The following is a 26,535-nucleotide window of genomic DNA, read 5'->3' on the forward strand; positions in this document are numbered from 1 at the left end:
GGCGCCATTAGTGGCGCCTTAGTTAAAATATGATCCAATACAGCGTACTGAGCAGCATAGCGGTAATGACTAGGTAAAATAGTGATCTGAAGTAACTAGGTTTGGTCGCAAAGATAGCGATAAGTAGTAATACTGCCAAGGTCATATAACCGATAAACTCTAAGCTACCGTAGGCCCCTTGAGTTTTAAGAGCAAGTGCCAAGCTGCCGCTGAGGCAAAGCCAGCCGGCAATGGTTAATTGGTTTGTTATGTTTCCTTTTGGACGTGTACCAAATACTTCTTTATAGTGATTGGGTTTTGCTACTGCAAAACCCATAAACGCTAGCAGACAAAGTAAAAACGTTAGCCATTCCATTAGGCGTTTACCTCATGTTTTGCTTGGCGACGTGGTGTCGCTGGTGCTGCTTTGGTACTGCCGAGCTTTTTGGCTTGAACCAAGAAACCGAACGCGATACCAATAGCCATCACATCAAAACCAAATAATACCCACTGACCATTAATGAAATAGCTCACAAGACTGCTATCAGTGGTTAGCATATTTACGACAGGCAGTAGGCCCCACACGATTGCATTCACTTTCGCAGATAGCCGCCACGCTAGTCTATCCGACTTAAAGAGAGCAGCCAGAGTGAATACTCCCCACGTAACAAAGAACGCCAGAACTTCTTTGTCTGCACGCCCCGCTAATTCCACTGGAAGCAATCGGTTTGCATAAAAGAACATCGCCGTTGCGGCTGGCAGACCCATAATGGTGCCTAAATTGAGCGACTCCACAAGCCTAAGGCCTACACCCGGCTTGTCATCACCTTTGAGCTTTTGGCGCAGTCTTTTTGCCCACATAACCGCACCCGTTGCAATCATGGCACATCCTGCTAATCCAGCAACAAAGTATAACCAACGCAAAAGCGGCTCTGCTAACCGCCCGGTGTGCAGTGCTATCATTCCGCCGTAAAGATTTTCAGCGCCAGACAGTGTCACATTGTGTGTTTTTAACAACTCTCCTGATGCCGCGCTATACATCCAGCTTGGTGGATCATCCTGAACAGCACGTTGAGCATTGGCATAAAGCTTAATTGTTGCACTTGCATCTCCTGGCGATGAGATCACAATGCGGCGAAGCGGTGCGTCGCCTGAGTTAGTAAAATAATGATCTAACGCTGTATTTAATTCAAGATCCTGCAGTGGCTGTCCTGTTTCAGGGATCTCAGCAAGAAAGGGGTAGCGTTCGGCTCGGAGCGTTTTTGTATCTTCAAAGCGCTGCTCGGCAGATTGTGGCAGCAACATAAAGATAAGCGTCACTAAGCCAGTATAAGTGATCATAATATGAAACGGTAATGCCACCACGGAAGAGAGATTGTGGGCGTCTAGCCAACTTCTCAACCCTTTCCCGTTTCTAAATTGGAATAGGTCTTTGAAAATGCGCTTATGGATCACTACGCCAGAAATAAGCGCAATCAGCATAAACAGAGTTGCAAAACAGACAATCCAACGCGCGGTGATCGCGTTCATGTAATGCAAGTCAAAATGCAGACGGTAGAAAAAGTTACCACCTTTAGTCTCTCTAAACTCAGGAAGTGCCTCCAGCGTTACTGGGTCAAGATACTCCGAGTGGCGTTTTCCGCGCCTTTCTCCTTCTGCTGGCTTTTCTGAGTACATCAGTAGCAAGCTGGGGCGACGCTCCGTTGGCATTTCAATACGCCAAGATTCTGCGTTTGGTGCTATATCTTGAAACCGCTCGATACTCTTTTTGACGGTTTCATTTTGTTGAGCGCTATCGTAATGAGGTAGATGATGTGTCGCAGGTTGTGCCCACAGACTGATCTCATGTCTGAAAAAACTCGCTGTACCGGCAAAAAAGATTAAAAACAGCAACCAACAAACGAGTAAACCAACCCAAGTGTGTAGCCAAGTCATACTGCGGAAAAATGACTCTCTCACAGGGAGCCTCCAAAATGCGTAAGTGCGCCGTAGAGAATACAAAGTAGTCCGATCATGCCAAGAAATACTTTTCTAAAAGAGCGGCATCCAAGCACCCAAATAAAAACGATGGCGTAAAAGACGATGCCGGTTGTTAATGCATATAAAAGCGCATCTAGGCGCGGAGTAGGTAAAGTTAAAGCTAACAAAGATGAAGCCAAAACGGTCACGTAATAGCCGCCGAAAATAGCGATGAAAAAGCGTGCTAGCACTTCAGCTCTGTACAAAATAGCCTTATTGTTTGTGTTATCCCGACTAGGCATAGCACCTCTTAAAAAGACAGAAAACGTAATAGAATATTATCCAATAATTTGCATCTAAATGATAGTGATTCGTACTTGTTTTAAGTTGAGTGGAGGCGTTTTAACGACTAAGTGCTTTTGGTTCAATGGGGTTTTGAATGTGGTTATGTCATAATCACCCACGGTGCGATTGGGTAAAACAGGTAAGGGAAGATGGATATTTTTGAACGTGTTAGGCAGTGCAGGCTTTGCGATAAAATGCTTCCCATGGGGGCAAAACCTATCATCCAAGGCAGTTATAAGGCCAAAGTCTTAATTATAGGCCAAGCGCCGGGGTTAAAAGCACATCAAACCTGCCAGCCGTTTAATGACCCAAGTGGAGATAGATTGCGAGACTGGCTCGGTGTAAATCGAATACAGTTTTATAACCCTGAACTATTTGCCATTATGCCTATGGCGTTTTGTTACCCGGGTAAAGGGAAGTCTGGAGATTTACCGCCGCCTAAAATCTGCGCGCCAACGTGGCATTCTCAGGTGTTAGCTACACTCAGCCACGTATCGTTGACACTACTTATTGGGCAATATGCGCAAAAATGCTACTTAACGCAATATTCATCAGTAACTGAGGTGGTAAAAAATGCTGACTTTTCCAGCCAAAGTCATTTGCCATTACCTCATCCTAGCCCCCGTAATCAGATCTGGTTAAAAAAGCACGACTGGTTTGAAAAAGACAGTGTACCGCAGTTAAAGACAAGAGTTTCAGCTGCGCTATCATCTTGATAACGCGATAATTAAGTTTTCAATTAATGCTTTAGGGTTAGGTTTAAAATCAAAGGCAATCTGATAGGTTTAAAACTAAGGAATAAAGGTCATATCAGCCAATATTTATCACCATTTAGTTGCGTAATTACGAGTATTACCTCATACTCCAGCCTGTTTACATAACAAACACTTTTTAACATTTTCAAAGGACTTGATAATGATATACAAAACTACCGGTTGGGCTGCTGTACTCCTTTCTCTCGTCGCATTTTATCCTAGTATGCAACCTGGTGCGTTTTCCGTTATAGGCTTCTACTTATGCCTGTTTTCCCTCATTATCGCAGCATTTGCGAGCCATATGGATAAACCGATTTATTTTCGCAGCGTGATCACATTGTCTCTTGTTAACATCTTGTTAGTGAATGATGGTACTCGTGCAAGCCTTTGGTTTGGCCAAAGCGACTGGGTTTATATCGGCTCTATGTACGGTATCTTTTTAGTCGTGGTGAGCATTTGTGGTTTTCTAGTGAGCCGAGACTTATTGATATCAACCTTAGAAGGTAAGGTTGAGTAAAAAATAAGTGCACAAGCAAAGCCTGTGCACTATATCAGCGGTAAAATACGCTTAATTTTTTGCGAGCGACTGGGCCACCGTTGTGGTCGGGCGACCAATCAACTGGCTGAGCGCATTATTCTGGGTTGCCAAATATCCTTGTTGCGCTTGTGCCTCGGCGTCAACCAATAGTGCGGCAAAACCTGCGGGCACGCCAAGAGCAACCAAGTAGGCCAAATACTCTTCGTCAGATACAAACTTTGCTTTTACTTCAACTTGACTATGCTTTGACACAGCTTGTGCCAAACCTTCAATTGTAAATGCGTTATCGCCAGCCAGCTCATAGACTGAATTATCATGGCCAGAACTACTTAATACGGTTGCAGCAGCCAGTGCGTAGTCTGCACGAGCAGCGCTATTGATCTGAGCTTTCGGCGCGATTGAGGTAATGGCATTATTTGCTGTAAATACAGGTACTAAATCAGTGTAGTTCTCGTTATACCATCCATTTCTCAGCATGCTATAAGCCACGCCACTTGATCTCAAATACGCCTCTGTTTCTTTGTGCTCTTTAGCCAGCTTTAGTGGTGAATTGTCCACATTCAAAATACTGGTATAGGCAATTAAGCGCACTTGGTTTTTCACTGCGGCGTCAATAACTGCTTTGTGTTGAGGTGTGCGGCTTCCGATCTGATTGCCTGAGATCAGTAGCAGTTTTTCAACACCTGTAAGTGCTGCGTCAAGTGTGTGCGGTTTGTCGTAATCAGCTTGCCGTACAGTGATCCCTAAATTGGTAAGTGCCTTTCCTTTATCGAGATCTCTAACTAGAGCCACAATGTGCTTGGCTGGGATCTTCTGTGCCAAAAACTCGATAACTAATTGACCTAATTTGCCTGTTGCGCCTGTGATTGCGATCATGATGTATACCTCTTTTTAAAACGAGAATGTATTAGATGTGGCTATTATGCGTGGTAATTTTTGTTATCATAAGTGGGTTAATTCGGTATGATAAGTTCTGAAATTGAGTACAATAGACTTAAATGCACTAAAACTCTTAGCGATATTTGCAACGGTTGTGGATGTGGGAAGCTTTGCTCAAGCTGCGCGAAAGCTGGCTACTAGCCGTTCTAGAGTGAGTGAACAAGTGTCTCAGTTAGAGACCATGCTAGGCGTTCGACTACTGCAGCGTAGCACGAGGCAACTCACGCTAACGCGAGAGGGGCGTGACATTTTGGCTCAAGCGCATTCATTGCACGCTATTTTGGATGATGTTGAGGTATTGCTCGATAACAAAGAGCCTCATGGTATGGTCTCAATAACCATGACACACGACACCGCACATAAGTTTCTGTTACCTAAACTTCCTGAGCTCACTGCACGATATCCGAAGATCCAGTTAAATATCATCGTTGATGATGACAAGCGCGATATTATTAACGACCAAATAGATCTCGCCATCAGGGTTGGCTTTCCTAAAGATAGCGCACTGGTTGCAAGGCAATTACATCAAGAATGTTTTAAGCTCTATGCAAGCCCTAAACTGATAGCATTGCATGGTTTACCAAGCAAAGACACACAGCTAAATCAGTTACCTTGGTTACTGTTAGAGCAGGCTAAATCAACGGGGATGACACAATTTTATCGTGGCGGTGAAGCCGTAAACTTTACACCAACTCAAGTACATTGGTGCAATTCCCCTATGCTGTTACAACAAATGACAGTGGCAGGATTAGGAGTTGCGCAGTTATTGCCTTCTACTGTGAAGCAAGAAGTTGAGCATGGGGAGTTACAAATGATCTGTCCAGAGTTAAGTAGCGAGCAACTGGTGTTTTCTCTCGTGTATCCATCACGTAAACAAATTCCACCTAGGACACGGGCGGTTATTGACTACCTATTGGAAGCGAATCTGTTTGGATAACTTTAATTCTTTTCAATAGAATGATGTGTGATATTTTTACTAATTTAATTATTTTAAAGCGAACGTATGCTTTCTTCTAACGGCTCATCACCGAGAGCCAATCCAATACCGTCTATATTTATCGAGGAAAGTATCATGAACCTAATTAACATCATTAAACCGAACAGTACCATGGCATCAGTATTATCTTTATTTGGTCGAGTAGGGCTGTCAGGCATTTTTATACTGGCTGCGATTAATAAAATCCAATACTTCGAAGGTAATGCTGCATACATGGCTTCAAGCGGATTACCAAGCGAGCTGCTGCCATTGGTTATAGCCTTTGAGTTGATAGGAGGGCTTTTCATTCTTGCGGGAGCATTTACTCAACTGACAGCAATTGCATTTGCAGGGTTTAGTGTTGTCAGTGCGTTGCTGTTTCACTTTGAGCTGGCCGACCAAATGCAGTTCTTAATGTTTTTTAAAAATATTGCAATGGCTGGTGGCTTTCTCGCACTTGCCGTGTCAGGTGCTGGTAAATTCAGTATCGATAGTAAGCTCGTAGAGAGTAAGTAACCTGAGCTGCGGATAATTAATGCCTTTCTAGCAGCCAGTTTTAGCGCTAACTGCGTTGAATTCACTTCCAATAGCCAGCTATTGGTGCGTAAATTCGCCTTGTTTTCCCTAAAACTCTCTGGCTAGACAAGGAAAAAACTAAGTTGTGCTTTAGCAACAATGAGTTGGAACATTCCTTATCCAAACCTCAGGTTAAGTAATTACAAAATAAAAGCGCACAGGGTTGGGACCGTGCGCTTTTGGTTGTCCTGTTAAGCCTTTTTAAATTTAATTTGTGCGACAAAAAATAATGCTAGCGTTTGTGTAATTAGGGCGGCCACATGGAGGTAAATTGGAAAACCCAAGGTGGTATCAATGGTCGAAAGCGCTAACTGGGAAATATGGAAAGTGGGCAACAGCCAAGCAAACCATTGCATTGCTTCAGGAAATAGTGTGATAGGCAGCCACAAGCCAGAAAGCAAGGAGAGTGGTAGGTAAACTAAATTAACCACTGCAGGTGACGCTTTTGCTGACACTGACAGCCCAACTAACAGCCCTAACATACACAAAGGCAAGGTGCCGAGCAGGGCAATGGCAATCACGAGTAACCATTGAGCTAAACTTAAAGACACGCCAGAAAATAATGCCAGCAAGCTCATTAGGCAGGCTACGAGCAATGAAAAAGCCGTCGCACTCACACATTTTGCGAGCAGATACTGATAGGGAGAAACGGGAGAGAGCTGCTTGAGTATCAGCCAACCATTTTGCTTTTCAAGGGCGACGTTAACGCCAAAGGAAAATAGCGCAGGTCCTATCATGCCAAATATCAGATAATTGATATACATATAGTTATGGGAGTCATGATGACTGAACACCACGCCGAAGAAAAGATAAAACAAGCAAGGAAATAGGGTGGCTGGGATCACAAAACCCTTACTTCTAAATGTGCTCAAGAGTTCAGTTTTGCTTTCAAGTATAAAGGATGTTGTGTTTATCATGGTTAAGCGCTCCTAGCATTCATTAGAGATAAATAAGCTTCTTCGAGGCTCATTGGGGCTACATACAAATTGCGGATAGAAAATTTCTCTAATAACTGCTGCAAAATATGGTTTGGCTCGTCCGTCAATATAGTGAACTGATCGCCTTTAACATTCAGATCTATCATGGGAAGTGCGTTAACCAGTGCAGCAGCAGACAGGTCGCTGGTGAACTTGATTTGTGAGCGACGATAGGTGTAAGCAAGTTCAGGTATATCGTTAAGCTTGGTACATTTTCCTTCTTTTAACACCAACAATTCATCCGCTAATGCTTCTGCCTCGTGAAGATAGTGTGTGGTAAGGAGTACCGTTTTATTTTGTTGTTTTAACGTCCGTACGGCCTGCCACAGTTGCTGTCTTGACTCTACATCCATACCAACACTGGGTTCATCCAAAAAAACAATGTCGGGATTGCCTGCCAGTGCAATTGCCATAAACAGTCGTTGCTTTTGACCTCCAGATAACGTATCGAAAGTTTGTTCTAAAAATGGTGCTAATTGGCAGAGTGAAATTAACCTCTCCAATGGAATTGGGGCTTGATGGTAACTTGCAAATAACGCTAGAAACTCCTTCACCTTGGTTTGCAGAGGTAGTCCGCCTAACTGCATCATGGCACCCACGCGCTGGCGACAAAAATCAGACTCAGGCTGATGACCAAGAACCGAAACTCGTCCTGAAGTGGGTCTTAGTCTGCCAAGCATTATATTGATTAGGGTGGTTTTTCCTGCGCCATTTGGACCAAGAATGGAATATACTTTACCCTGTTCAAGCGTAAAGTTTAGGTCTGCTAATATTGGCTTAGTATTGTTGTATGCAAAACTGATATTTGATAACTCAATGGCGTTGCTCACCGTCTTCGCTCCTACTGAACTGTACGATTTGCAGTATGCGCTGCTATAAGATGAAGCGTGAGTGAGGGTTGTCAGGAAATAAAATGACAAATGTCAGAACTTAAAAAGAGAACTCACAGGCATTGCTGCACCTGTGAGTATTCAAGCATTACAGCCCTGTCATTTTTGATAAATGCGTAGAGAGGGCAAGTTGGATCTTAGTGTCAGGGGCCTTTACAGTAAACAAAGCCTCTTCAAAATCGCCTTTTGAAAAGCTATCGTGAATGTTATTCGACAGCGCATAAGGCTCACTTGGCATACCGGTAAATGGGAAGATCATCCGATCCATGCCGCCATCACCATCTTCGTCATGGATCACGTGGATCGCATACTGGCCTGCAGGCACGCCTTCAAAAGTGACCGTTGTGGTAGGGGTTTGCGGTGTGACAATCAGCTTGCGGAAAAAGTGAGCGTCTGGATCATTCACATTTTTATCGCTGTGGTAGTCAGCGCTGTTGTCAAATAACAGTACTAGCATTTGACCATCGGTATTGGTCACATCAGTGATCTCAACCGTAAGATTCGTTGGGGGACCTGCAACCGTATTTACGCTTACCGGACTTGTTGAACTACACGCCGCAAGTAGTGCCAGCGCAAACAATAAACTTAGGGACCTCATCCTTTGCTCCTATTAAGGGTTAAATTGTAGCTTCACAAGCTTGTCAGATAATTGTGTAAATACTGTTAAAAATTGTTAGATGCGAGCAATGTTAAAGACTGTTCTGACCAGTATGACCACGCGTTGTAATAGATTGGAACAATCATTCGATGTAATAGAACGAAATAGCCAAATTTGACTAATTTTATTCTCACGCAGGTTTGGTAGGCTAACTATTAAATAATTGCGCTGAACTGATTATTCCAAGTTCAGGTTAACCCGAGAGCTATTATGAAAATTATTCGAACTAACAAAGCACAGGCAACACAAGATGGTGCTGGCGTAAATATTAACCGCATCGCTGGATTTGAAAACTATGGGGAGCAAACGCTGCTTGAGCTTGACCCAAGTAAAAACCTAGCTCTCTTAGCGACGGATGATGTTGGCTTTTTGATCCTTGCAGGGCAGCCGATTAATGAAAAAATAGCGCATATGGGACCATTTGTGATGAATACCCAAGAGGAGCTTCATCAAGCGGTAAGAGATTATCAACAAGGACGCTTCGGCGATATTGTATAGGGGGTTTACATGGGATTATTAATTGACGGTCAATGGCACGATAAGTGGTATGACACAAAAAGTAGCCAAGGCAAGTTTGAGCGTGAGTCTGCAAAACTAAGAAATTGGGTAACAGCAGACGGCAGTGCAGGGCCAACGGGTAAAGCGGGCTTTAAAGCCGAGTCTGGACGTTACCATTTGTATGTTTCTCTTGCGTGTCCTTGGGCTCATAGAACGCTCATTTTCCGAAAGCTTAAACATTTAGAGGCGCATATTGATGTATCGATTGTAGACCCTGATATGTTAGATCAAGGTTGGTGTTTTACCAGTCAGCGTCCAGAAGTCGGTGATAGCCTGTATCAGCTCAGCTTTATGCATCAGCTGTATACGAAAAACGACCCAAATTATTCGGGTCGAGTCACGGTGCCAGTCCTTTGGGATAAACAAACGGAGCAAATCGTGAGCAACGAATCGAGTGAAATCATTCGTATGTTTAATCGTGCCTTTAACCAGATAACGGGAAACGACACTGATTATTACCCAGAGGCGCTACAGCATGAAATCGATGAAATAAACGACTTTGTTTATCACAACATCAACAATGGCGTATATAAAGCCGGATTTGCGACAACCCAAGATGCTTATCATAGTGCGGTAAGCGCGTTATTTAACGCGCTAGATAAGCTCGAAGCAAGACTCGCTGCGCAACGTTATCTTGTGAAAGGACAATTAACGGAAGCCGACTGGAGACTATTTACGACTCTCATCCGTTTCGACAGCGTGTACCATGGTCACTTCAAGTGCAACATTAAGCAAATCGAAGATTACCCCAATATTTCTGCGTATGTGCGTGACTTATATCAACATCAAGGTATTGCAGATACGGTTGATTTTTACCACATTAAAAGGCACTACTACGTTAGCCATACGATGATCAATCCAACCCAAGTGGTACCAGAAGGGCCAAGCATTGATTATCACCGTTTTCATAACCGTAAAGGCATCACGTTGTAAATAACCTCCGTGTGCAGGGTAAGTAATCTTTGTCTTTGTTTCTATTTGGACTAGATTTAATAATGCGTTTGCTTATAGCTGCTCCTTGTGCTTAAGTGCAAACGCATTTTAGGTCTTTATGCCTAACAGTCAGGCCACTGTCCAAGGAGAAAATGTGTCTTCTTCCAATATTGCTAAGGGCGCTATTGTACTGCTGCTCGCCGTGATGGTGAGTGCCATCTTATATTTTGAAAACAGTATCCATCGCGACCTTAACGAAAGCTTTTATCAGCGCTTAGAGCAGGTACATTGGGCGCAAAACAATATTTATTTGGGAGAGATCGACGATAACCGCCGGTTTCTTTATTTTCTGCTAGACACCCCGCCAATTCAGGGGATCGCCAGAGCGGAAAAAAACGATGGTATCGACCCTCAAGAAAACACGCCGCTTGATGTTTGGCGGGCACGACTAAGCACGATTTTTAGGTCAATGTTATATTCGTATGAAGGCATTAATCAGATCCGCCTACTTGATGCCCATTCTGGGATGGAAATGGTTAGGGTTGAGCGACAGCTAGGCCAAGTGATCACGGTCCCTGATAGCAAATTACAAGATAAAAGTAAGCACGACTATTACGTTCAAGCACTGCAACTGCCAGAACGTACTATCTATTCCACAACAATCAACTTAAATCGCGAGCACGGACAAATTGTTACGCCTTTTCAACCAACCAAACGCTTTACCTTACCGACTTACGATATAGATAACGACTTATTTGGTATCTTGGTAATTAATACCAATGCTGAAAAGATGATAGAGAGGATAGTCTCTCAAGCGCCAGATATGCAAAAAGTGATGTTCTTAGGTGAAGATGATTCGTTTATTTATCACCCCGAGTTTTCGCTACGATATAGCAAGGATTTAAACCCTGAAATCAGCTTTAATACACTGTATCGCGTTACTCCGTGGTCCAGTAACATCCAACTGGTGGAAGATAAGCAAACTGGGGAGCAGTTTTTAGCGCTAATTAGCAAGGTCGAAGGGGCAAACTTTAATAACTTAGCGGTAAAGCTGGTTAATCTCATCCCCTTTGCCACCTATCAGCAAAGCCTCAATGAAAAACGATTAACCACCTATGTTTTACTCGCGATTGCCTGCGGTGTATTCGCTCTCATCTTTTTTGCGTTTTGGCAATATACCAGTAGTTTACGTGCGCTTGATTCAACGCGAGCAGAGTTTAAGGCGATTTTAGATGGTGCATCAGATGGTGTCCTTGGCTTTGATAGCAACTTAAAGCTCACCAGCTTTAATGAGTCGGCACAGCGCTTCTTTAAGCTGCTGAATAACAGTCATTTAGGTAACAACCCACAGTTTTTGCCAGAGGCTGTGCATCAGTTTTTATTTCACTATGCCAATATGGTTTTACAGGGCGAAGTGGTGGAGTCTAAGTCATTACAACTAGACTTGAACGCCCATGAAAACATCTGGCTATCACTTAGTTTATCACCTATCTATGGGGGGAGTGGGCACATTCAGGGTGTCGCACTATTTGTTGAAGACATCACTGCGAAAAAAGAAGCGGAGGCACAGTTAGTTGGTGCAAATGAACGACTAGAGCAAGAGGTGGAGGAGCGTACCAAAGAGCTGGTGGAGGCTCGAGATAAAGCAGCGAAAGCGTCAGAAGTGAAAAGTGCATTTATTTCCACTATCAGCCATGAAATGAGAACGCCCCTCAATGGTATTTTAGGGTCGCTAAACTTGGTGAGAAAAGAGCCCGTTACTAAGCACCAACATAAGTACCTAGAAATGATGGAAACCAGCTCGACTACGCTTTTGTCGTTAATTAACGATGTGCTGGACTTGTCGAAGATAGAAGCGGGTAAGCTGGACATTGATAATGAACCATTCAACCCGCTCTCTGTCATTGAACATGTCGCGCTGTCTATGTCGGCGAAAGCCAAAGAGCAAGGTATCACTTATATTTTGGACCAAACTGGTGTAGCGCATATTGAACTGTGCGGTGATGCGGCGCGCGTTAAACAAATAATTTATAACCTCCTTAGTAACGCGATTAAATTTACTAAAAAAGGTCATGTGAAATTGACCGTTACCACAGAACAGTTAGACGACACGGTATGGCTTAAAGTCACAGTGGAAGACACTGGCGTGGGAATTGAAAAAGCTAATCAAAACAAGCTATTTCAATCGTTTAGTCAAGAATCTGCTAATACCTCGAACGAGTTTGGTGGAACAGGCCTTGGACTTTCTATTTGTAAGCAGTTAGTCGAAAAGATGCTCGGCCATATTCACTTTGAGAGTGAAAAGTTTAAAGGCAGCAAGTTTTGGTTTGAATTACCGTTTTCTAGTGCGCAAACTAAACCCATCAACGTGCCTGAAGTATTGGCCGGCAAAACAGTCTCTGTGCTCAGTAAAACCAAATTGGAGTCAGACTCTATCGCTAAGCTTATCGCTAAATGCGGTGGTAAGTACGTTGAGAAAGAGACGCAGAGTGATATATGCATCATTACGAATGAGCAAGATTATATTCAGGTGAAATCAACTCAAAATCACTTTGAGAAACTTATATTGGTGGGGGATGAACTTCAGAATATTAACGATGCTGATAACATAGTGCATATCTCTTCACCTCTTCGGGTTGGAGAATTTGTCGCGCTATTTGACTTAAATAAAGCAATTCGATTACAGCCTAGCTTGAAGAAGTCAGGTGAGACAGTCGCATTAAGTGGTAACTTGGTCGCGGGCTGTCACTTTTTGGTGGTAGACGATAATCAAATCAACCGGATTGTGGCAAAAGGCATTTTGGAAGGACAAGGAGCTAAGGTGAGTTTTGCCGTTGATGGTCAAGATGCTGTGAATAAACTACTGTTATTTGAGCATCAAGAGGTTGATTTTGATGCTATCTTTATGGACTGTAATATGCCAGGAATGGATGGTTATCAGGCCACAATAGCGATCCGTCAAGGTCAAGGTGGCGATAAGTATAAAGATGCGATCATTATTGCGATGACTGCCAGTGCCCTTGCGGGTGAAAAAGAACGTTGTCTCAATGCAGGAATGGATGAGTTTGTGACTAAGCCTGTGGTCGTCGAACAGTTATTTGACGTGCTAGATGTGCTAGGTGTGCATGCTAAGGATGATGACTCTGTGCTTATTCACCCGTTTGAAAGCGTGGCAGAAGAGCAAACGGGCATGCCGATAAACGAAGCTGACGTGCTCGAGCGCCTCTCTGGGGACGAAGAATTACTTAAAAAGGTGTACACCTTATTCTTGAACGACTCTGAAAATCAAATGCAACAGCTTAGATTGAGTATCAAAAATAGTAATTGCGACGCTTCGGCAAGGTACAGCCGTGCACTTAAAGGTCAAGCTGGTGATTTAGCTGCAGAAACACTTTTTGATCTGCTCGATAAAATAGAGACTTATGCGCGTGAGCACCAAGCAGGGCAGTGTAAATCACACTTGGAACAGGCGCAAAGTGAATACGATAAAGTCGTCGTATTTGCGAAAAAGCGCGTGAGTGAGTTAGAGTTCGCAGATATCAACAATGGCTAGAGTGAGCGAGGCCTTAGTTTAATAATGGTGGGTTTACTCATCATTATTAACTTCTAGGCCAGTCATAATCCATTTGGGTTGCAGTCTTTCTTGCTACCGATTGCCCAAAGCGCTTTTTCACCAGTTCTAAACTCATATCGATACCTGCCGAAATACCCGCTGAGCTAGTAAAATTCTGATCCATTACAAACCTTACGTCCTCAACGACTTCTAAAGAGGGATATTGCTCTCTCAAATCGTCAATATCCTGCCAGTGGGTGGTGACTCGCTTGCCATCAATGAGGCCTGCTTCGGCATATAAAAACACACCCGTACAAACAGATGCGCACTGAGAGGTATGGTTCGCTGTTTCTGCAAGCCAATTAAGTACGTTGTGATCTCCGCAAATTTGGTGATGCAGTCCGCCGACTACGATGAGCAAATCAAACTTTGGGTGCGAGTAGATACTGTAATGGGGGTTTACACTCATGCCGCCACGCGAGGTAACAGGAACATGACTTGGTGCGACAAAGCTGACGTTAATTGGCGTTTCGATAAATCGCTTTGCGGTGTTGAATACCTCAAATGGGCCACAGAAATCTAAACACTCCGCACCGTCATAGATAAAAATACCAACTTCCATTATTTCTTCTCACAGATCAGTTTTTTACTAACTTGGCTGATTTTAGTTAAATTTTCAAGGTAAATTGTAACAACCCATGAAAAAACTCTACTCACTATAGTTTGAGTGTCTTTAAGCTACTATGAGTACTAGCATTTTTGCTCTATCGCAGAGAACCTTGTTTCTCCCGCAAAGCGATTGCACTTTTAGAGACGATCCGTAATATCTATCCCACGATAACAACAAGCGATGAAACAATATGTTCAAACCTTCCATCACATTATTAAGTGCAGCTGTATGTTTAGCCCTTGCGGGTTGTGCGGGCACAGCAGAGCAAAGCCAAGAACCAGTAAAATCACTGCAAAGTAAGCAATATGATAACGTGCTTTTACAGGAGTTTTCAGGTCCTTATCAAGGCGTTCCTCATTTTGACAAAATGAAGCTTGAAGATTTAGAAGCTGCGCTTGAAATTGGTATGGCTGATAATTTGAAAGAAATTGAAGCAATAGCCAATAATCCAGCTAAGCCAACTTTTGAGAACACCATTGTTGCGCTTGAAAGAGCGGGTGCCGCTTTGGATCGCGTTTTTACCTACTACGGCCTTTGGAGTGCAAACATTTCAAGCCCAGAGTTTAGAGAAATCCAATCGCGAGTTGTGCCAAAGTTTTCAGAATTCAGCTCTAAAATCACCCAAAACCAAGCGCTTTTTGAACGTGTAAAAGCCGTTTATGAAGGTGCAGAATATAAAAAGTTAACGGCAGAAGAGCAGCGTATCACTTGGATGCGTTATAACGGCTTTGCTCGCAATGGTGCGACGCTAAAAGGTGAAGACGCTAAGCGTTACGCAGACATTAACCTTGAGCTATCAAAGCTACATACTAAGTTTGCAAATAACGTCCTTGCTGATGAAGAAAACTACGTGGTTTACCTCACTAAAGCGCAGTTGTCAGGTTTGCCTGAGTCGTTTGTTGCATCGGCAGCGGCCGCTGCAAAAGCACGCGGCAAGGCGGATATGTACGCGATCACCAACTCTCGCTCGTCAATGGATCCATTTTTAACCTACTCAACAGAGCGTGAGTTACGCGAGAAAGTATGGAGCAACTACTATAACCGCGGCAACAACGGTGATGAGTACGACAACAAAGCGATTATCTCTGATATCTTAACGCTTAGACATGAGCGCGTTAACTTACTGGGTTACGATAATTATGCGCAGTGGCGTCTTGAAGATCGCATGGCGAAAAAGCCTGAAAACGCGATGGCGCTGATGAAAAAAGTGTGGCCAGCAGCAATTGCGCGCGTGAAAGAAGAAGTTGCTGACATGCAAGCGATCGCCGACAAAGAAGGCGCTGATATCACGATCAAACCATGGGATTATCGTTTCTACGCCGAGAAGGTTCGCCAAGCTAAATATCAATTGGATTCAAACGAAGTTAAAGCCTATTTACAGCTAGACAATCTGCGCGAAGCAATGTTCTATGTTGCAGGCCGTTTGTTTAACTTTGAGTTCACCGAAGTGCCTAAGGGCTCAGTACCAGTGTTCCACCCTGACGTTCGTGTATGGGAAGTAACAGACAAAACCACCGGTGATAATATCGGCCTTTGGTATTTAGACCCGTTCGCACGTAAAGGTAAACGCTCTGGTGCGTGGGCCATATCATATCGTAGCCATACAACATTTGATGGTAAAACAAATGTGCTTAGCTCAAACAACTCCAACTTTGTGAAAGCACCAGAAGGTGAAGCGACCTTAATTTCTTGGTCAGATGCAGAAACCTATTTCCACGAGTTTGGTCACGCACTGCATGCGCTTTCATCAAACGTGAAGTATCCAAGTTCAAACTCTGGCGTGCGCGACTACACTGAGTTCCAATCTCAGTTATTGGAGCGTTGGTTGGCGACAGATGAAGTGATCAATCGTTACCTAGTTCACTATAAAACAGGTAAACCTATGCCTAAAGCACTAGTCGAGAAAATCAAGAAGTCAGCAACCTTTAACCAAGGGTTCGCGACGACTGAATACCTTGGCTCGGCTATCATGGATATGCTTTTCCATACCACAGATCCTGATAAGATTGGTGATCCTGTTGCATTCGAAAAGTCTCAGTTAGGTGCGCTAGGCATGCCGGACGAGGTCGTGATGCGTCATCGTACTACTCACTTTGGTCACGTGTTCTCAGGTGAAGGTTATTCAGCGGGTTACTACGGTTACCTGTGGGCTGAGGTATTAACTTCTGATGCAGCAGAAGCGTTTGCTGAAGCGCCAGGTGGCTTCTACGACAAAGACGTTGCACAGCGTTTAGTGGATTACCTATTCTCAGTTCGCAACTCAATGGATCCAGCAGAAGCGTATCGCAAGTTTAGAGGCCGTGACGCTGAAGTTGAAGCGCTTATGCGTGATAGAGGCTTTCCAGTAGAGAAGTAAAAAGTTTACTCTACTATTCGGATAATAATACCAATTTGACTTAATACTTGCTCAATTTGAGGGATTAAATCTGACGCTAGCTGTGTTAAAAATTTATCATTTAGAACAACTAAATAGCAAAATTTTTGCTGGGCTATCGACAAGATTTTCTTGCCTCAAAATAGACCACTTAATTTAGTAAATTGGTATAAAAAACCCCTTGGCGTGATGCTAAGGGGTTTTGTTTTAGGATTAGATAGATCCTTAGTACGAGTGCAGTTTGATATTGTCAGCCACTTTGCTATGGTAGTAGGTGTTCGCAAAACAACCAAAGGAGATTAGTTATGGCGAAGAAAAGCGATGTTAAAGCGCTTAAAAAAGAGCTGAAAGCGCGTAAAGCAAAGATTGAAAAGCATGAAGCAAAAATCAAAAAGCTGAAAAAAGCGATTAAAAAGGCCTAATGTCAAGGGCGTACATAAGCAAGTGAGCGGTAAATATACCGCTCTTTTTGCGATTAAATCGAAAGATGGCTATATAGCAACCAAGTTCCCACACAGATTAAGATCACCCCACCAAAGGTTTCAGCTCGACTACCAAGGAACTTTCCAGCCGAATGCCCAATCATCACACCAATTGTTACCATCATGGTGGTGGCAAGGCCAATGAGCGAAGCGGCGAGCCATATATTCACATCAACAAATGCGAGACTGACACCGACAGCCATTGCATCAATACTGGTGCCAAACGCTGTGATAATGGTTTTTAACCAAGGTTGTTTAGCGTGTTGAGTTGGCGCATCGTCATTACCCTTAAGGCTTTCATAAATCATATGAGCGCCAAGCCCTAACAATAAGATAAAGGCAATCCAGTGATCCCAAGCCTCGACATAGTCTGCAGCAGATTGTCCTATTAACCAGCCAATCAGCGGTGTACTGGCTTCAATAATCCCAAAAATAAGGCCGATTTTTATGGCTTCGGTAAGCCGAGGTGATTTTAGGCTGGCGCCTTTACCGATTGCCGCAGCAAACGCATCGGTAGACATGGCGTATGCTAACAGTAGCAGGGTGACGAAATTCATTTACATTGCTCCGGCCGGGCGATTTGAGTCCACGATACATCCACACGCCCGACCACAGGCATGGATATATCGATGGTCTCGCCAACCGAGAGGTGTCCGCACCATGGCATGTGGCCAATTATGTTGATACGGACTCTTCCGAGCATTGGAAGCAGGCTACTCCCCAACGAGTTGCGATAATATCAAGAATTGCAGTGGATGCAAAACCAAAATTGAGCAGCTTTTGACGGTAATAATTCTCGTTACCTTTATGACGGGGCAAAGCAGTCTATTTCGGTTGTGATAAGCTGCTCCTTAGCATCGCCGAGTATAAGTACCTCGCCATTAGGGTTCACAAGAAGGCTTTGGCCGATAAATTGAATTCCCGTGCCATTGCTGTGGTCCATTCCTAGGCGATTGGCTGACATAATATGGACTTTATACTTCTTGGCTTGTTTTATGATTGTATCAAGGCTGTCTTCGCCACAATAATTTGAAGGGTTCACAATGAGCTGTACACCCTGCTCGGTGAGTTGCGTCAGCCCCTCTTCAAACCAGATGTCGTAACATAATAAAATACCCACTTTAATACCCATTACTTCGTGCACTTTGAATGCATTACCTGATCGAAAAAAGCGCTTATCGGGCGGCGCTAAAAAAACCTTGCGATGTACGCCAACAATCCCTTCTGGACCCACTATAGCCGCACTATTAAAGTGCTCACAGTCCGCCTTTTCAATGATGCCAGCAATGATAGTACCTTGTTGCTGTTGTGCGATAGATTGCAGCAGGTTGATAGTCGTGCTGTCGGATAACTCCTCTGCCATTTCCTCCATATGAGTGTGGCAAAGAAAGAGGCTACCCGAAGTACATAATTCGGGTAAGACGATGAGATCAAAGTCAGCCTGTGATAAAGTTTTTTCTATGGTTGTCCGGTTGTATTGAGGGTCGCCATAGTTGACTGCAAATTGATAAAATCCCACTTTCATCGTTCACCTACGTAATATTGGGCCAAGTAAACTGCCGAAAGGTCAGATTGAATCTAGCACCAATCTCTTTAGGTGCAGGAGGTACTGCATGTTGGAACTGCGTTTGAAAGCCATTTCCCATGATAAATAACGAGCCATCTTCTAGCAGCTGTTCAAATTGTTCATCGGGATTTTCTTGATGACGAACTTGAAACAAGCGCTCGGCACCTAAGCTCAGAGAAGCGATAACATTAGTTGGCCCAAATGCGGACAGATCACTGTGAAAGTCCATGTACTCTTCACCATCTGGATAAAAAATACAGACACAGACACTAAACTCGACACCTATTTGAGTCTGTAATCGCTGCTGTATTGATGCAATCAAATCAGGCCAAGCTTGGCGTCTACCATGATAGCTAGGAAATACCGCTGGATCTTCTAGCCTTGGCTCTACAAACATCATTTTCCAGGGTCTAATCTCTGTATTTTCACCGTTAGGCAAGGTGATGATTTCAGGCTGAGATAAATCACAGTGCTTGATTAACCACTGATACAGTAAGCGGCTTTCTGCCTTGGTCAGAAACGCTGGAATATACTCTGCCTCGGCGTTATCTATAAGTGGAAGTTTCATGACTAATTCCTTGTTGTTGCTATTTTTCTTTAACAAAAAGAAAAGCACTAAAGCAGCTCCCTTTTCCTACTTCAGAGATTGCGCTGATCCGCCCTTTGTGGCGATGAGAATACAGGAAAGTATATTAACGAATAGCTACTAGCTTGCCTCTCCAAACACTCGATTTTTACCATTCTTTTTAGCTTCATATAGCGCGTTATCTGCTCTTTCTACTAACTCTTCAACAGTTTGATTGATATTATCCTCACTAAGTGAAGCGACACCAGCACTAACCGATACAGCTTTTAGTGGTGAAAGTTTATGTTCAATAGCGGTTTCGAAGAAGGTTTGTACCACTCTTTGCGCGATCTCTAAGGCGAAAGAATAGGGGGTGTTTGGCAGTAAGATGGCAAACTCTTCACCGCCGTACCTGTACAGCGCATCCATAGGTCGACGAATATGATTTTTGGCGGTGCTTACAAAAACCTTCAAGACATCATCACCCATCAAATGACCATATTCATCGTTATAGAGTTTGAAATAGTCAACATCGAGCATCACGACACTAAGCGGGCTAATAGAGCGCTTTGCACCACGATAGTGGCGCTCCAAGTCAGTATCAAATAACCTGCGATTAAACGCTTCTGTAAGTCCGTCAACGTATGAATACTCCCTAAGTTGATCGGCTTGCTTTTTATACTTTAGGTGGGTAAGTACGCGGTTAAATAGCGTTCGCGCCACAATTGGTTTGCTGATGAAATCGACAGCACCTGCATCCCAGCACATTTCTTGCTGATTTTCTTTAATGTTAGATGTCACAAATATGACAGGAATTCGGGCGGTTATAGGGTCTTTTTGAAGCTCTGTACAGGCTTCTATGCCCGTTATCCCTTCTAGCATCCAATCCATTAGAATTAAATCTGGCAATGCAAGTTTTACATATTCCATGGCCTTCTCTGCACTTTCAAAAGCGACGACTTTGCATATGTCTTCTAAACATGCGCATAGCACCTTTTGAGTGAGTGGCGAATCTTCTACGACTACTATGGTACAGTTATTTAGTTCTACAACATCTTCAAACATGCTATTGCCTTTATTCCTATTGCAGGCTTAGATTGTGTGCTATGTCTTTATGTTTAAAAAGTCAAAGTGCACTTATGTTGCTATTAACAGGATTAATATTAGGTAAGTATCGCACTGTAAATAAAGCATCTGGCACGAATAATAGTGTAGACATTTTTGTGATGAAGCACACTTGTTATTTAACATTTCCATTACTTTTATCTTGAATAATATCGCTTTCCTACTATAGATCTTATTACCTGTTCCCAATGTAAATTCCTATGACAGACTCAACCCTACTTGAGAAAGCAGACAGATTTATTGGCGATGATGCGCTTTCCGATTTAATTTTTGACAATATTCCGGACTACGCCTTTATCAAAGATGATCAGCTTAGGATCGTAAAAGCGAACAGTGCTTTTCGCTCCATGTATCCAGAAGAAGCCAGAGAGAAAATTATTGGCTACACCACACTTGATTCTTATCAACAAGAAGAAGTGGAAGAGTTCATCAAAGATGATAAAAAAGCCTTGGAAACAGGGTATGCAGAGTGTTTGGAGATTATCAATTTCCCAGATGGTGGCGTAAGAACATTATTTACTCGCAAAAAGCGATTCTATGATGCCAAAGGCGTGACGTATATTTTAGGGCTTTCCAGTGACGTAACCGAAAGGGAGCATCTTGTCGCTCAGTTAAAGCGCTCCAATGAAGCCTTAGACGAATTTGCTTATATTGCCTCTCATGATTTAAAAGCGCCACTCAATGCTATTTCCAAGTTGGTAACTTGGATTGATGAAGACTACGGCGATGAGTTACCCGAAGGCGCTAAGGAGAATTTTGATTTAATTCAGCAACGTGTATCAAGAATGAGTAAATTGCTCCATGACTTATTGATTTACTCGCGGGTAAATCGAAAGCATAGCGAAAACGAAACGTTTGAATTCAGCGAGTTTACAAAAGAGATATATGACTCGATTGATATTGAGGCGAAGCTGAAATTGGAATGCACTTCTTTAATTGTCACCTTACCAAAAACAGCGCTTGAAGTAGTTACCCGCAATTTAATTAGCAACTCGCTTAAACACCACGACTGTGAAAATGGCTCACTAATAATCCACGTTAAAGAAAGCGCTAAAGAGTATGAAATGCATTTTATTGACGATGGCCCAGGGATCCCATCTGAATATAGAGATAAAGTATTTGGAATGTTTCAAACGCTTAAACCTAGAGATCAACAAGAAGGTAGCGGTATGGGATTGGCAATCATTAAAAAAGTGCTCAATCATTATGGCGGTTCAGTTGATATCGTAGATAGTAATGTTGGCACTGAGTTTGTACTCAAGTGGCCAAAAGTAGATACCAGAGTTAACCCCAATTAGGGATTCAGTTTATGCAAAATAATGATATTACAGTGCTGGTCGTCGAGGATGATGACGTTGACTATATGACAGTAAAACGCAGCTTTGCAAAGCGCAAGATAATGAACCCTATGGTACGGGCAATTGATGGCGTTGAAGCGTTAGAATTCTTACAAGCTAAGAAAATAGAGTATCCATTTATTGTTTTATTAGATTTAAAAATGCCTCGTATGGGTGGTCTTGAATTTTTAGCTCGGTTGAGAGAAGACCCTGAGTTAAAAGATACCGTTGTGTTCGTACTTACTACTTCGAAAGATGAAGATGATATTCATCATAGTTATGAAAAAAACGTAGCAGGATATTTTTTAAAAGAAGAAGCAAGTAACTCAATGATGAGCCTTGTTGATATGTTGGATGGATATTGGCGAATTGTACAGTTTCCAACTAAGTAATGAGGTTGTAAATGAATATATTGCTCGTTGATGATGATGTGGTTGACCGAAAGATGATCCGCCGTTCCTTAGTGAAAGGCGGGATTGAACATCAATTGACAGAAGTTAGTACAGTAGAAGAAGGAATCTTTGCGCTAGAAGAGCTTTGCTTCGACCTATTACTACTGGATTACAATATGCCGTCCAAAAATGGTTTGGACTTACTTATTGAACTTAAGCGTATTAACCATATTAAAGATTTAACCATAGTCATGATCAGCAATTTGCATTCTGAAGAGTTGGTTTTGAAATGTCTAGATTTGGGCGTACAGGACTTTCTACTCAAAGAAGAAGTCACCGCATCGCTTTTGAGCCGTTCTATTATCCAAGCAAGGAAACGCTTTGAGCTAGAAAGTCAACTGCATAAAAGCTACCTGCAAGTAAAGCAGATGGCTGAACGCGACTCATTGACGGGGTTGTATAATCGTTACTATTTTGAAGAAACCTGCCAGCGGCTGATGCAAGCCGATAAAAAGCGCTATAAGTGTGCTGGGATCCTTGTCGTTGATATCGTCGATTTTAAAAAGATAAATGATCGCTTTGGTCATGAAATCGCTGATCAACTTTTACTTGAACTAGGAGCAAGCTTCAAGAGGCACACCAAGCAAGAGGATATTGTCAGTCGTTTTGGTGGAGACGAGTTTGCTTGTTTGATGGTGTCTTGTGACAACCCGCTTCAAATTAAAATAGAAGCTGAAAAGCTTATCCGGTTACTAAGCCGAAGCTATTCAATCTATGAGTTGGACATCTACTGCCAAGTAAGAATGGGAATTTCTCTTTACCCACTCAATGGTAATAATGCTGATGACTTAATACGTTTTGCTGATATTGCACTATTTAGGGCTAAATCCTCGCAAAGTGCGATAGCGTGCATTTTTGAAGATAATATGCAGACTGAGTTCCAAATGAAGTATAACGTGGAACAAGACTTAAGAGGTGCGATAGAGAGGCAAGAGTTAGAGTTGGCGTTTCAGCCGATTGTAGATATTCAGCAGGCCAAAGTTGTGTCTCTCGAAGCGTTGATCCGATGGCCTACTGCAAAATACACAAGTAGTCCTCAAGAGTTCATTACAATCGCTGAAGAGTCAAAGCTCATAGAACCGTTGGGGAAGTGGATTATTGAGCACGCGATCACTACATTGAAACTGATACAGACAAAGTGCGGATATCCTATTCGTTTAGCGATAAACCTGTCGCCATTACAGCTCGGAGACATTTCTCTACCAGCATATATCAATGATTGTCTAAAACGAGTCGATATTGACGGTACTTTATTTACCTTTGAGCTAACAGAAACTGCGCTTTTGGATGAAAGTGAACGGGTAATATCAAGCCTAAGCCGCATTAAAGAGCTTGGCTGCAAGATTGCGCTAGATGATTTTGGAACGGGCTATTCTTCAATATCGCACTTGCTTAATTATCCAATTGATATTGTTAAAGTGGATAAATCGCTTACCGACAGAATTGAGGTAGACGATAGAGGGAAAAGGATATTTAAGGGTTTGATTGATATGCTTAAGAGCCTGCAATTGAGCATTGTTGTTGAAGGTGTTGAGAACTATCAGCAGTATTATGTGTGCAAAGAAGCACGAGTAGATAAAATTCAGGGGTATTACTTTTCGAGCCCTGTTTCCGAAAAGTCCGTAGTGAAAACGATAAAAGCGGTAAATAGAGAGCTCGCCAGAGAATTTAAAGCAACGCAGTAAAAAGATAAAGCCAGCAGTTACGGCTGGCTCCAGCAATGTTTGTATTAAGCGCCAGGACCACATTCCAAGCAGTGCTTGATAATATCTGGGCCAAACTTCAAGTTTGCATTTAGATTTCGCAGTGCCGTTCTTAGGCCTTCTTCTATCACTGGGTGGTAGAAAGGCATTTCGAGCATTTGCGGCACGGTCATCTTGTTTTGTAGCGCCCAAGCAAGTAAATGCGCCATATGCTCAGCAGCAGGGCCGACAAATTCGGCACCTAAGAATAATCCGGTGCCTTGCTCAGCGTAGACTCGCATATGGCCTTTGTTTTTTAACATCACGCGGCTGCGGCCTTGGTTTTCAAAGCTCACCTCTCCGATGGCAAAGCAGCCGCAATTGCCATATTGCTTTTCCAGTTCTTTATAACTTGCTCCAACCATCGCAATTTGTGGGTCGCTAAATACCGCCGCAAGCTTTGCACGGCGCAGTCCCACTCTCACATCAGGGAAGCGACCGGCGTTTTCACCTGCAATCGTGCCTTGATCTGCGGCTTCATGTAGAAGCGGGATCTGGTTGCTGGCATCACCAGCAATAAAAATCGGAGCGTTACCTGAGCCATCAAGACATTGCATGGTATGTGGGTCGGCTAGCGGTACGCCTCGGTCATCAAGCTCAAGCGTGGTATTTTCTAGCCCTAAGTTATCAACATTGGGCACACGACCTGTGGCTGCCAACACATAGTCAAACTGCTCGGTTTGTGGTTTCCCTTGTTTGTCAATGTAGGTAAGCTCGGCTTTGTCACCGACCTGTTTCATATCTGATACTTTGGCATCTGTGTCGAGGTAAAACTCATCACTGAACACCGTGGTGGCATAGTCTTTGACGATTGGATCTGTTAGTGGGCCAAGGCCACCGCCGACACCAAATACTTTGACCTTTACGCCAAGTCGGTGTAGCGCTTGACCTAGTTCTAAGCCAATCACACCGGGGCCAAATACGGCCACTGAGTCGGGTAAATCGTCCCAGTCAAAAACGTTATCGTTAATGACTAAGCGGTCGCCAAAATTATTAAACGCACCGGGGTAACTAGGTCTTGAACCTGTAGCGATAACAAAACGTTTGGCTGTGATCTGAGTGTGGTCGTCCAACTGTACCGTATGGCTGTTGATAAATTTTGCACTGCCGCGTAGTTTATCCTGCAGAGGCAATTCGTCTACAGCTTCGACGACAAAGCCAACGAAGCGATCTCGCTCACGTTTGACTCTCGCCATAACCGCTTTACCGTCAATTTCAGCGGGTTTTACATTAATACCAAATTTAGGTGCGACTTCAATTTGATGTGCGGCTTCAGCTGCGGCAATCAGTAACTTGCTCGGCATGCAGCCAACCCGTGCGCACGTTGTGCCGTATACGCCAGACTCAATCATCAGTACTTCTGAGGTATATTTTTTGGCATTTCTATAGGCGCTGAGACCCGCTGTTCCCGCACCAATCACGACTACGTCGGTGTTTATCTTTTTCATTTTTTGCTCCGAAATCAGAAAGTGTGATACCAGTTTACTTAATTAAGAGGTCTATTTGAGGCGAGAAAACCTTGTCGATAACCAGGAAAAAATTTTGCTATTTAGTTGTTCTAAATGAGAAATTTTTAACGCAGTTAGCGTCAGATTGGCTCCTTCAAATTGAGCAAGTATTAAGATAAATTGGTATACTCCCCCATGACAGTCAGTTATTAGCCATCGTGTTGTGTTGAGGGGGAACATTTTGACTTGGTGAGCAAGTTCACCAAGTCATGTTGTGGGAGATGAGTGATTAAGCGAAATATTCAGCTAAATCGTCTGAGCCACCGATGTGTTTACCGCCGATAAATACTTGTGGCACGGTTTCGCGACCAGACAGCGCTTTGAGACTGGTTAGCGATGCTTGTTGACCAAGTACCAGCTCTTCATATGCCAGTCCTTTTTCTTTTAGCAAAGCTTTGGCTTTTTCACAGAATGGACAGCCAATCTTGCTAATAACGGTAACCGGCTCTGGTTTGATTTGGCGCGGGTTAATGTACTCCAGCATAGTATCTGCGTCTGATACCTCAAACGGGTCGCCAGGCTTTTCTGGTTCGATAAACATTTTGTCAATCACACCATCTTTTACCAGCATTGAATAACGCCAGCTGCGTTTGCCAAAACCTAAATCGTTTTTATCAACTAACATGCCCATGCCGTCAGTGAATTCGCCGTTACCGTCAGGTAGTAGTGTAATATTCTGCGCCTCTTGATACTGTGCCCATGCGTTCATTACAAACGTATCATTAACGGATAAACACACGATTTCGTCGACACCATTTTGTTTAAATACGCTAGCAAGTTCGTTATAGCGTGGTAAGTGCGTAGACGAACAAGTTGGTGTAAAGGCACCAGGCAAAGAAAATACAACCACAGTTTTACCTTTAAAAATTTCATCTGTGGTGACGTGTTTCCACTCTTCATTTTCTCTAATTGGGAATGTAACCTGTGGTACGCGTTGACCTTCAATATTCTTTAACATTTTGCTTTCCTTCTTAAGTTGATGTAGCCATTATGCCGTGCGTATTTTGATTTGTGTAATTGATAGTTAAGATTAAAGTGTTCAATAAAATTGATTGTTTTCAACTTCAAATATTTGTA

General features: G+C 43.1%; 25 protein-coding genes and 1 riboswitch. Of the genes, 11 read left to right on the forward strand and 14 right to left on the reverse strand.

Translation table 11 applies throughout. The features are described 5' to 3' along the window. Nucleotides 1–22: 22 nt before the first annotated feature. Genes NH462_RS18455 through NH462_RS18465 form a run of 3 tightly spaced genes read right to left on the reverse strand, consistent with a single transcriptional unit; the run spans nucleotide 23 to nucleotide 2,240 of the window. A complete protein-coding gene (locus NH462_RS18455) occupies nucleotides 23–355 on the reverse strand; it encodes a DUF3325 domain-containing protein (protein WP_010376049.1) in 333 nt (110 codons plus the stop codon). Continuing rightward, nucleotides 355–1,938, reverse strand: a complete 1,584-nt coding sequence (locus tag NH462_RS18460) for a PepSY-associated TM helix domain-containing protein (RefSeq protein ID WP_253107100.1) — start codon at nucleotides 1,936–1,938, stop codon at nucleotides 355–357. The genes NH462_RS18455 and NH462_RS18460 overlap by 1 nt, the downstream gene beginning before the upstream one ends. Further along, nucleotides 1,935–2,240, reverse strand: a complete 306-nt coding sequence (locus NH462_RS18465) for a hypothetical protein (protein ID WP_253107108.1) — start codon at nucleotides 2,238–2,240, stop codon at nucleotides 1,935–1,937. The genes NH462_RS18460 and NH462_RS18465 overlap by 4 nt, the downstream gene beginning before the upstream one ends. A gap of 192 nt (nucleotides 2,241–2,432) precedes the next feature. On the opposite strand from NH462_RS18465, the gene NH462_RS18470 reads away from it, so the two are divergent. Both NH462_RS18470 and NH462_RS18475 read left to right on the forward strand, forming a co-directional pair. After that, nucleotides 2,433–2,999 (forward strand): uracil-DNA glycosylase family protein, encoded by a 567-nt coding sequence (locus NH462_RS18470; RefSeq protein ID WP_253107110.1) that lies wholly within the window; start codon nucleotides 2,433–2,435, stop codon nucleotides 2,997–2,999. 199 nt (nucleotides 3,000–3,198) lie between these two features. Next, nucleotides 3,199–3,555 carry a hypothetical protein gene (locus NH462_RS18475; RefSeq protein WP_010605604.1) on the forward strand — a complete coding sequence of 119 codons (357 nt, stop codon included), beginning with the start codon at nucleotides 3,199–3,201 and terminating at the stop codon, nucleotides 3,553–3,555. 51 nt (nucleotides 3,556–3,606) lie between these two features. On the opposite strand, the gene NH462_RS18480 is transcribed toward NH462_RS18475, so the two are convergent. Continuing rightward, a complete protein-coding gene (locus tag NH462_RS18480) occupies nucleotides 3,607–4,452 on the reverse strand; it encodes an SDR family oxidoreductase (RefSeq protein ID WP_010376040.1) in 846 nt (281 codons plus the stop codon). 103 nt (nucleotides 4,453–4,555) lie between these two features. Between NH462_RS18480 and NH462_RS18485 the strand changes: the two genes are divergently transcribed. Further along, nucleotides 4,556–5,452: a LysR family transcriptional regulator gene (locus tag NH462_RS18485; RefSeq protein WP_010376038.1), complete on the forward strand. Its 897-nt coding sequence runs from the start codon at nucleotides 4,556–4,558 to the stop codon at nucleotides 5,450–5,452. A gap of 135 nt (nucleotides 5,453–5,587) precedes the next feature. After that, nucleotides 5,588–6,007 (forward strand): DoxX family protein, encoded by a 420-nt coding sequence (locus NH462_RS18490; RefSeq protein ID WP_253107111.1) that lies wholly within the window; start codon nucleotides 5,588–5,590, stop codon nucleotides 6,005–6,007. A 251-nt stretch (nucleotides 6,008–6,258) separates the two neighbouring features. Here the strand turns inward: NH462_RS18490 and NH462_RS18495 are convergent, their stop codons facing one another. From NH462_RS18495 to NH462_RS18505, 3 genes are all read right to left on the reverse strand, one after another. After that, complete coding sequence (locus NH462_RS18495; RefSeq protein WP_253107112.1) at nucleotides 6,259–6,984, reverse strand: ABC transporter permease; 726 nt, start codon at nucleotides 6,982–6,984, stop codon at nucleotides 6,259–6,261. Nucleotides 6,985–6,986: 2 nt separating this feature from the next. Next, nucleotides 6,987–7,874 carry an ABC transporter ATP-binding protein gene (locus tag NH462_RS18500; RefSeq protein WP_010376032.1) on the reverse strand — a complete coding sequence of 296 codons (888 nt, stop codon included), beginning with the start codon at nucleotides 7,872–7,874 and terminating at the stop codon, nucleotides 6,987–6,989. A gap of 148 nt (nucleotides 7,875–8,022) precedes the next feature. Then, complete coding sequence (locus tag NH462_RS18505) at nucleotides 8,023–8,532, reverse strand: DUF2141 domain-containing protein (protein WP_010376030.1); 510 nt, start codon at nucleotides 8,530–8,532, stop codon at nucleotides 8,023–8,025. Between the two features lie 270 nt (nucleotides 8,533–8,802). On the opposite strand from NH462_RS18505, the gene NH462_RS18510 reads away from it, so the two are divergent. The 3 genes from NH462_RS18510 to NH462_RS18520 all read left to right on the forward strand — a co-directional run bounded on the left by NH462_RS18510 (nucleotide 8,803) and on the right by NH462_RS18520 (nucleotide 13,636). Next, the gene (locus NH462_RS18510; RefSeq protein ID WP_253107114.1) at nucleotides 8,803–9,090 is read left to right on the forward strand and encodes a pirin-like C-terminal cupin domain-containing protein; all 288 of its coding nucleotides are present in this window, start codon (nucleotides 8,803–8,805) and stop codon (nucleotides 9,088–9,090) included. Between the two features lie 9 nt (nucleotides 9,091–9,099). After that, complete coding sequence (locus NH462_RS18515; RefSeq protein ID WP_253107116.1) at nucleotides 9,100–10,083, forward strand: glutathione S-transferase family protein; 984 nt, start codon at nucleotides 9,100–9,102, stop codon at nucleotides 10,081–10,083. 154 nt (nucleotides 10,084–10,237) lie between these two features. Beyond that, the gene (locus tag NH462_RS18520; RefSeq protein ID WP_253107118.1) at nucleotides 10,238–13,636 is read left to right on the forward strand and encodes an ATP-binding protein; all 3,399 of its coding nucleotides are present in this window, start codon (nucleotides 10,238–10,240) and stop codon (nucleotides 13,634–13,636) included. Between the two features lie 46 nt (nucleotides 13,637–13,682). Here NH462_RS18520 and NH462_RS18525 read toward each other — a convergent pair whose 3' ends face one another. Next, entirely contained in the window at nucleotides 13,683–14,258 is a 576-nt protein-coding gene (locus NH462_RS18525; RefSeq protein ID WP_010376023.1) for a DJ-1/PfpI family protein, read from the reverse strand. Between the two features lie 238 nt (nucleotides 14,259–14,496). On the opposite strand from NH462_RS18525, the gene NH462_RS18530 reads away from it, so the two are divergent. Beyond that, entirely contained in the window at nucleotides 14,497–16,662 is a 2,166-nt protein-coding gene (locus NH462_RS18530; protein WP_253107120.1) for a M3 family metallopeptidase, read from the forward strand. 493 nt (nucleotides 16,663–17,155) lie between these two features. Here NH462_RS18530 and NH462_RS18535 read toward each other — a convergent pair whose 3' ends face one another. The 4 genes from NH462_RS18535 to NH462_RS18550 form a co-directional block, all read right to left on the reverse strand. After that, complete coding sequence (locus tag NH462_RS18535; RefSeq protein ID WP_253107123.1) at nucleotides 17,156–17,719, reverse strand: manganese efflux pump MntP family protein; 564 nt, start codon at nucleotides 17,717–17,719, stop codon at nucleotides 17,156–17,158. A gap of 36 nt (nucleotides 17,720–17,755) precedes the next feature. Then, nucleotides 17,756–17,896: riboswitch (yybP-ykoY riboswitch) on the reverse strand. Between the two features lie 71 nt (nucleotides 17,897–17,967). Continuing rightward, nucleotides 17,968–18,687, reverse strand: coding sequence for a nitrilase-related carbon-nitrogen hydrolase (locus tag NH462_RS18540; protein ID WP_253107125.1), 720 nt, complete (start codon nucleotides 18,685–18,687; stop codon nucleotides 17,968–17,970). A gap of 7 nt (nucleotides 18,688–18,694) precedes the next feature. Beyond that, a complete protein-coding gene (locus NH462_RS18545) occupies nucleotides 18,695–19,297 on the reverse strand; it encodes an alpha-ketoglutarate-dependent dioxygenase AlkB (protein ID WP_253107127.1) in 603 nt (200 codons plus the stop codon). A gap of 138 nt (nucleotides 19,298–19,435) precedes the next feature. Further along, nucleotides 19,436–20,359 carry a diguanylate cyclase gene (locus NH462_RS18550; protein WP_253107129.1) on the reverse strand — a complete coding sequence of 308 codons (924 nt, stop codon included), beginning with the start codon at nucleotides 20,357–20,359 and terminating at the stop codon, nucleotides 19,436–19,438. A 260-nt stretch (nucleotides 20,360–20,619) separates the two neighbouring features. Here NH462_RS18550 and NH462_RS18555 point away from each other — a divergent pair, with 260 nt between their 5' ends. From NH462_RS18555 to NH462_RS18565, 3 genes are read left to right on the forward strand one after another with little or no spacing between them, the layout of a single operon-like run. Further along, complete coding sequence (locus NH462_RS18555) at nucleotides 20,620–21,717, forward strand: PAS domain-containing sensor histidine kinase (RefSeq protein WP_253107131.1); 1,098 nt, start codon at nucleotides 20,620–20,622, stop codon at nucleotides 21,715–21,717. A gap of 11 nt (nucleotides 21,718–21,728) precedes the next feature. Continuing rightward, nucleotides 21,729–22,148, forward strand: a complete 420-nt coding sequence (locus NH462_RS18560) for a response regulator (RefSeq protein WP_253107133.1) — start codon at nucleotides 21,729–21,731, stop codon at nucleotides 22,146–22,148. An 11-nt stretch (nucleotides 22,149–22,159) separates the two neighbouring features. Continuing rightward, a complete protein-coding gene (locus tag NH462_RS18565) occupies nucleotides 22,160–23,893 on the forward strand; it encodes an EAL domain-containing response regulator (protein ID WP_253107138.1) in 1,734 nt (577 codons plus the stop codon). A 44-nt stretch (nucleotides 23,894–23,937) separates the two neighbouring features. Here NH462_RS18565 and NH462_RS18570 read toward each other — a convergent pair whose 3' ends face one another. Beyond that, entirely contained in the window at nucleotides 23,938–25,398 is a 1,461-nt protein-coding gene (locus NH462_RS18570; RefSeq protein ID WP_253107140.1) for a dihydrolipoyl dehydrogenase, read from the reverse strand. Between the two features lie 289 nt (nucleotides 25,399–25,687). Continuing rightward, complete coding sequence (locus NH462_RS18575; protein ID WP_010605622.1) at nucleotides 25,688–26,416, reverse strand: glutathione peroxidase; 729 nt, start codon at nucleotides 26,414–26,416, stop codon at nucleotides 25,688–25,690. Nucleotides 26,417–26,535 lie beyond the last annotated feature (119 nt).

Source organism: Pseudoalteromonas sp. OANN1 (genome assembly GCF_024124685.1).
GTDB lineage: Bacteria > Pseudomonadota > Gammaproteobacteria > Enterobacterales > Alteromonadaceae > Pseudoalteromonas > Pseudoalteromonas piscicida.

Bases quoted from the DNA above. Each gene is read 5' to 3' on its own strand.
- NH462_RS18545 (WP_253107127.1), bottom strand. From the start codon at position 19,297: ATGAAACTTCCACTTATAGATAACGCCGAGGCAGAGTATATTCCAGCG.
- NH462_RS18535 (WP_253107123.1), bottom strand. From the start codon at position 17,719: ATGAATTTCGTCACCCTGCTACTGTTAGCATACGCCATGTCTACCGAT.
- NH462_RS18565 (WP_253107138.1), top strand. From the start codon at position 22,160: ATGAATATATTGCTCGTTGATGATGATGTGGTTGACCGAAAGATGATC.
- NH462_RS18490 (WP_253107111.1), top strand. From the start codon at position 5,588: ATGAACCTAATTAACATCATTAAACCGAACAGTACCATGGCATCAGTA.
- NH462_RS18465 (WP_253107108.1), bottom strand. From the start codon at position 2,240: ATGCCTAGTCGGGATAACACAAACAATAAGGCTATTTTGTACAGAGCT.
- NH462_RS18480 (WP_010376040.1), bottom strand. From the start codon at position 4,452: ATGATCGCAATCACAGGCGCAACAGGCAAATTAGGTCAATTAGTTATC.
- NH462_RS18555 (WP_253107131.1), top strand. From the start codon at position 20,620: ATGACAGACTCAACCCTACTTGAGAAAGCAGACAGATTTATTGGCGAT.
- NH462_RS18515 (WP_253107116.1), top strand. From the start codon at position 9,100: ATGGGATTATTAATTGACGGTCAATGGCACGATAAGTGGTATGACACA.
- NH462_RS18575 (WP_010605622.1), bottom strand. From the start codon at position 26,416: ATGTTAAAGAATATTGAAGGTCAACGCGTACCACAGGTTACATTCCCA.
- NH462_RS18455 (WP_010376049.1), bottom strand. From the start codon at position 355: ATGGAATGGCTAACGTTTTTACTTTGTCTGCTAGCGTTTATGGGTTTT.
- NH462_RS18530 (WP_253107120.1), top strand. From the start codon at position 14,497: ATGTTCAAACCTTCCATCACATTATTAAGTGCAGCTGTATGTTTAGCC.
- NH462_RS18560 (WP_253107133.1), top strand. From the start codon at position 21,729: ATGCAAAATAATGATATTACAGTGCTGGTCGTCGAGGATGATGACGTT.
- NH462_RS18540 (WP_253107125.1), bottom strand. From the start codon at position 18,687: ATGAAAGTGGGATTTTATCAATTTGCAGTCAACTATGGCGACCCTCAA.
- NH462_RS18550 (WP_253107129.1), bottom strand. From the start codon at position 20,359: ATGTTTGAAGATGTTGTAGAACTAAATAACTGTACCATAGTAGTCGTA.
- NH462_RS18495 (WP_253107112.1), bottom strand. From the start codon at position 6,984: ATGATAAACACAACATCCTTTATACTTGAAAGCAAAACTGAACTCTTG.
- NH462_RS18525 (WP_010376023.1), bottom strand. From the start codon at position 14,258: ATGGAAGTTGGTATTTTTATCTATGACGGTGCGGAGTGTTTAGATTTC.
- NH462_RS18510 (WP_253107114.1), top strand. From the start codon at position 8,803: ATGAAAATTATTCGAACTAACAAAGCACAGGCAACACAAGATGGTGCT.
- NH462_RS18470 (WP_253107110.1), top strand. From the start codon at position 2,433: ATGGATATTTTTGAACGTGTTAGGCAGTGCAGGCTTTGCGATAAAATG.
- NH462_RS18505 (WP_010376030.1), bottom strand. From the start codon at position 8,532: ATGAGGTCCCTAAGTTTATTGTTTGCGCTGGCACTACTTGCGGCGTGT.
- NH462_RS18570 (WP_253107140.1), bottom strand. From the start codon at position 25,398: ATGAAAAAGATAAACACCGACGTAGTCGTGATTGGTGCGGGAACAGCG.
- NH462_RS18475 (WP_010605604.1), top strand. From the start codon at position 3,199: ATGATATACAAAACTACCGGTTGGGCTGCTGTACTCCTTTCTCTCGTC.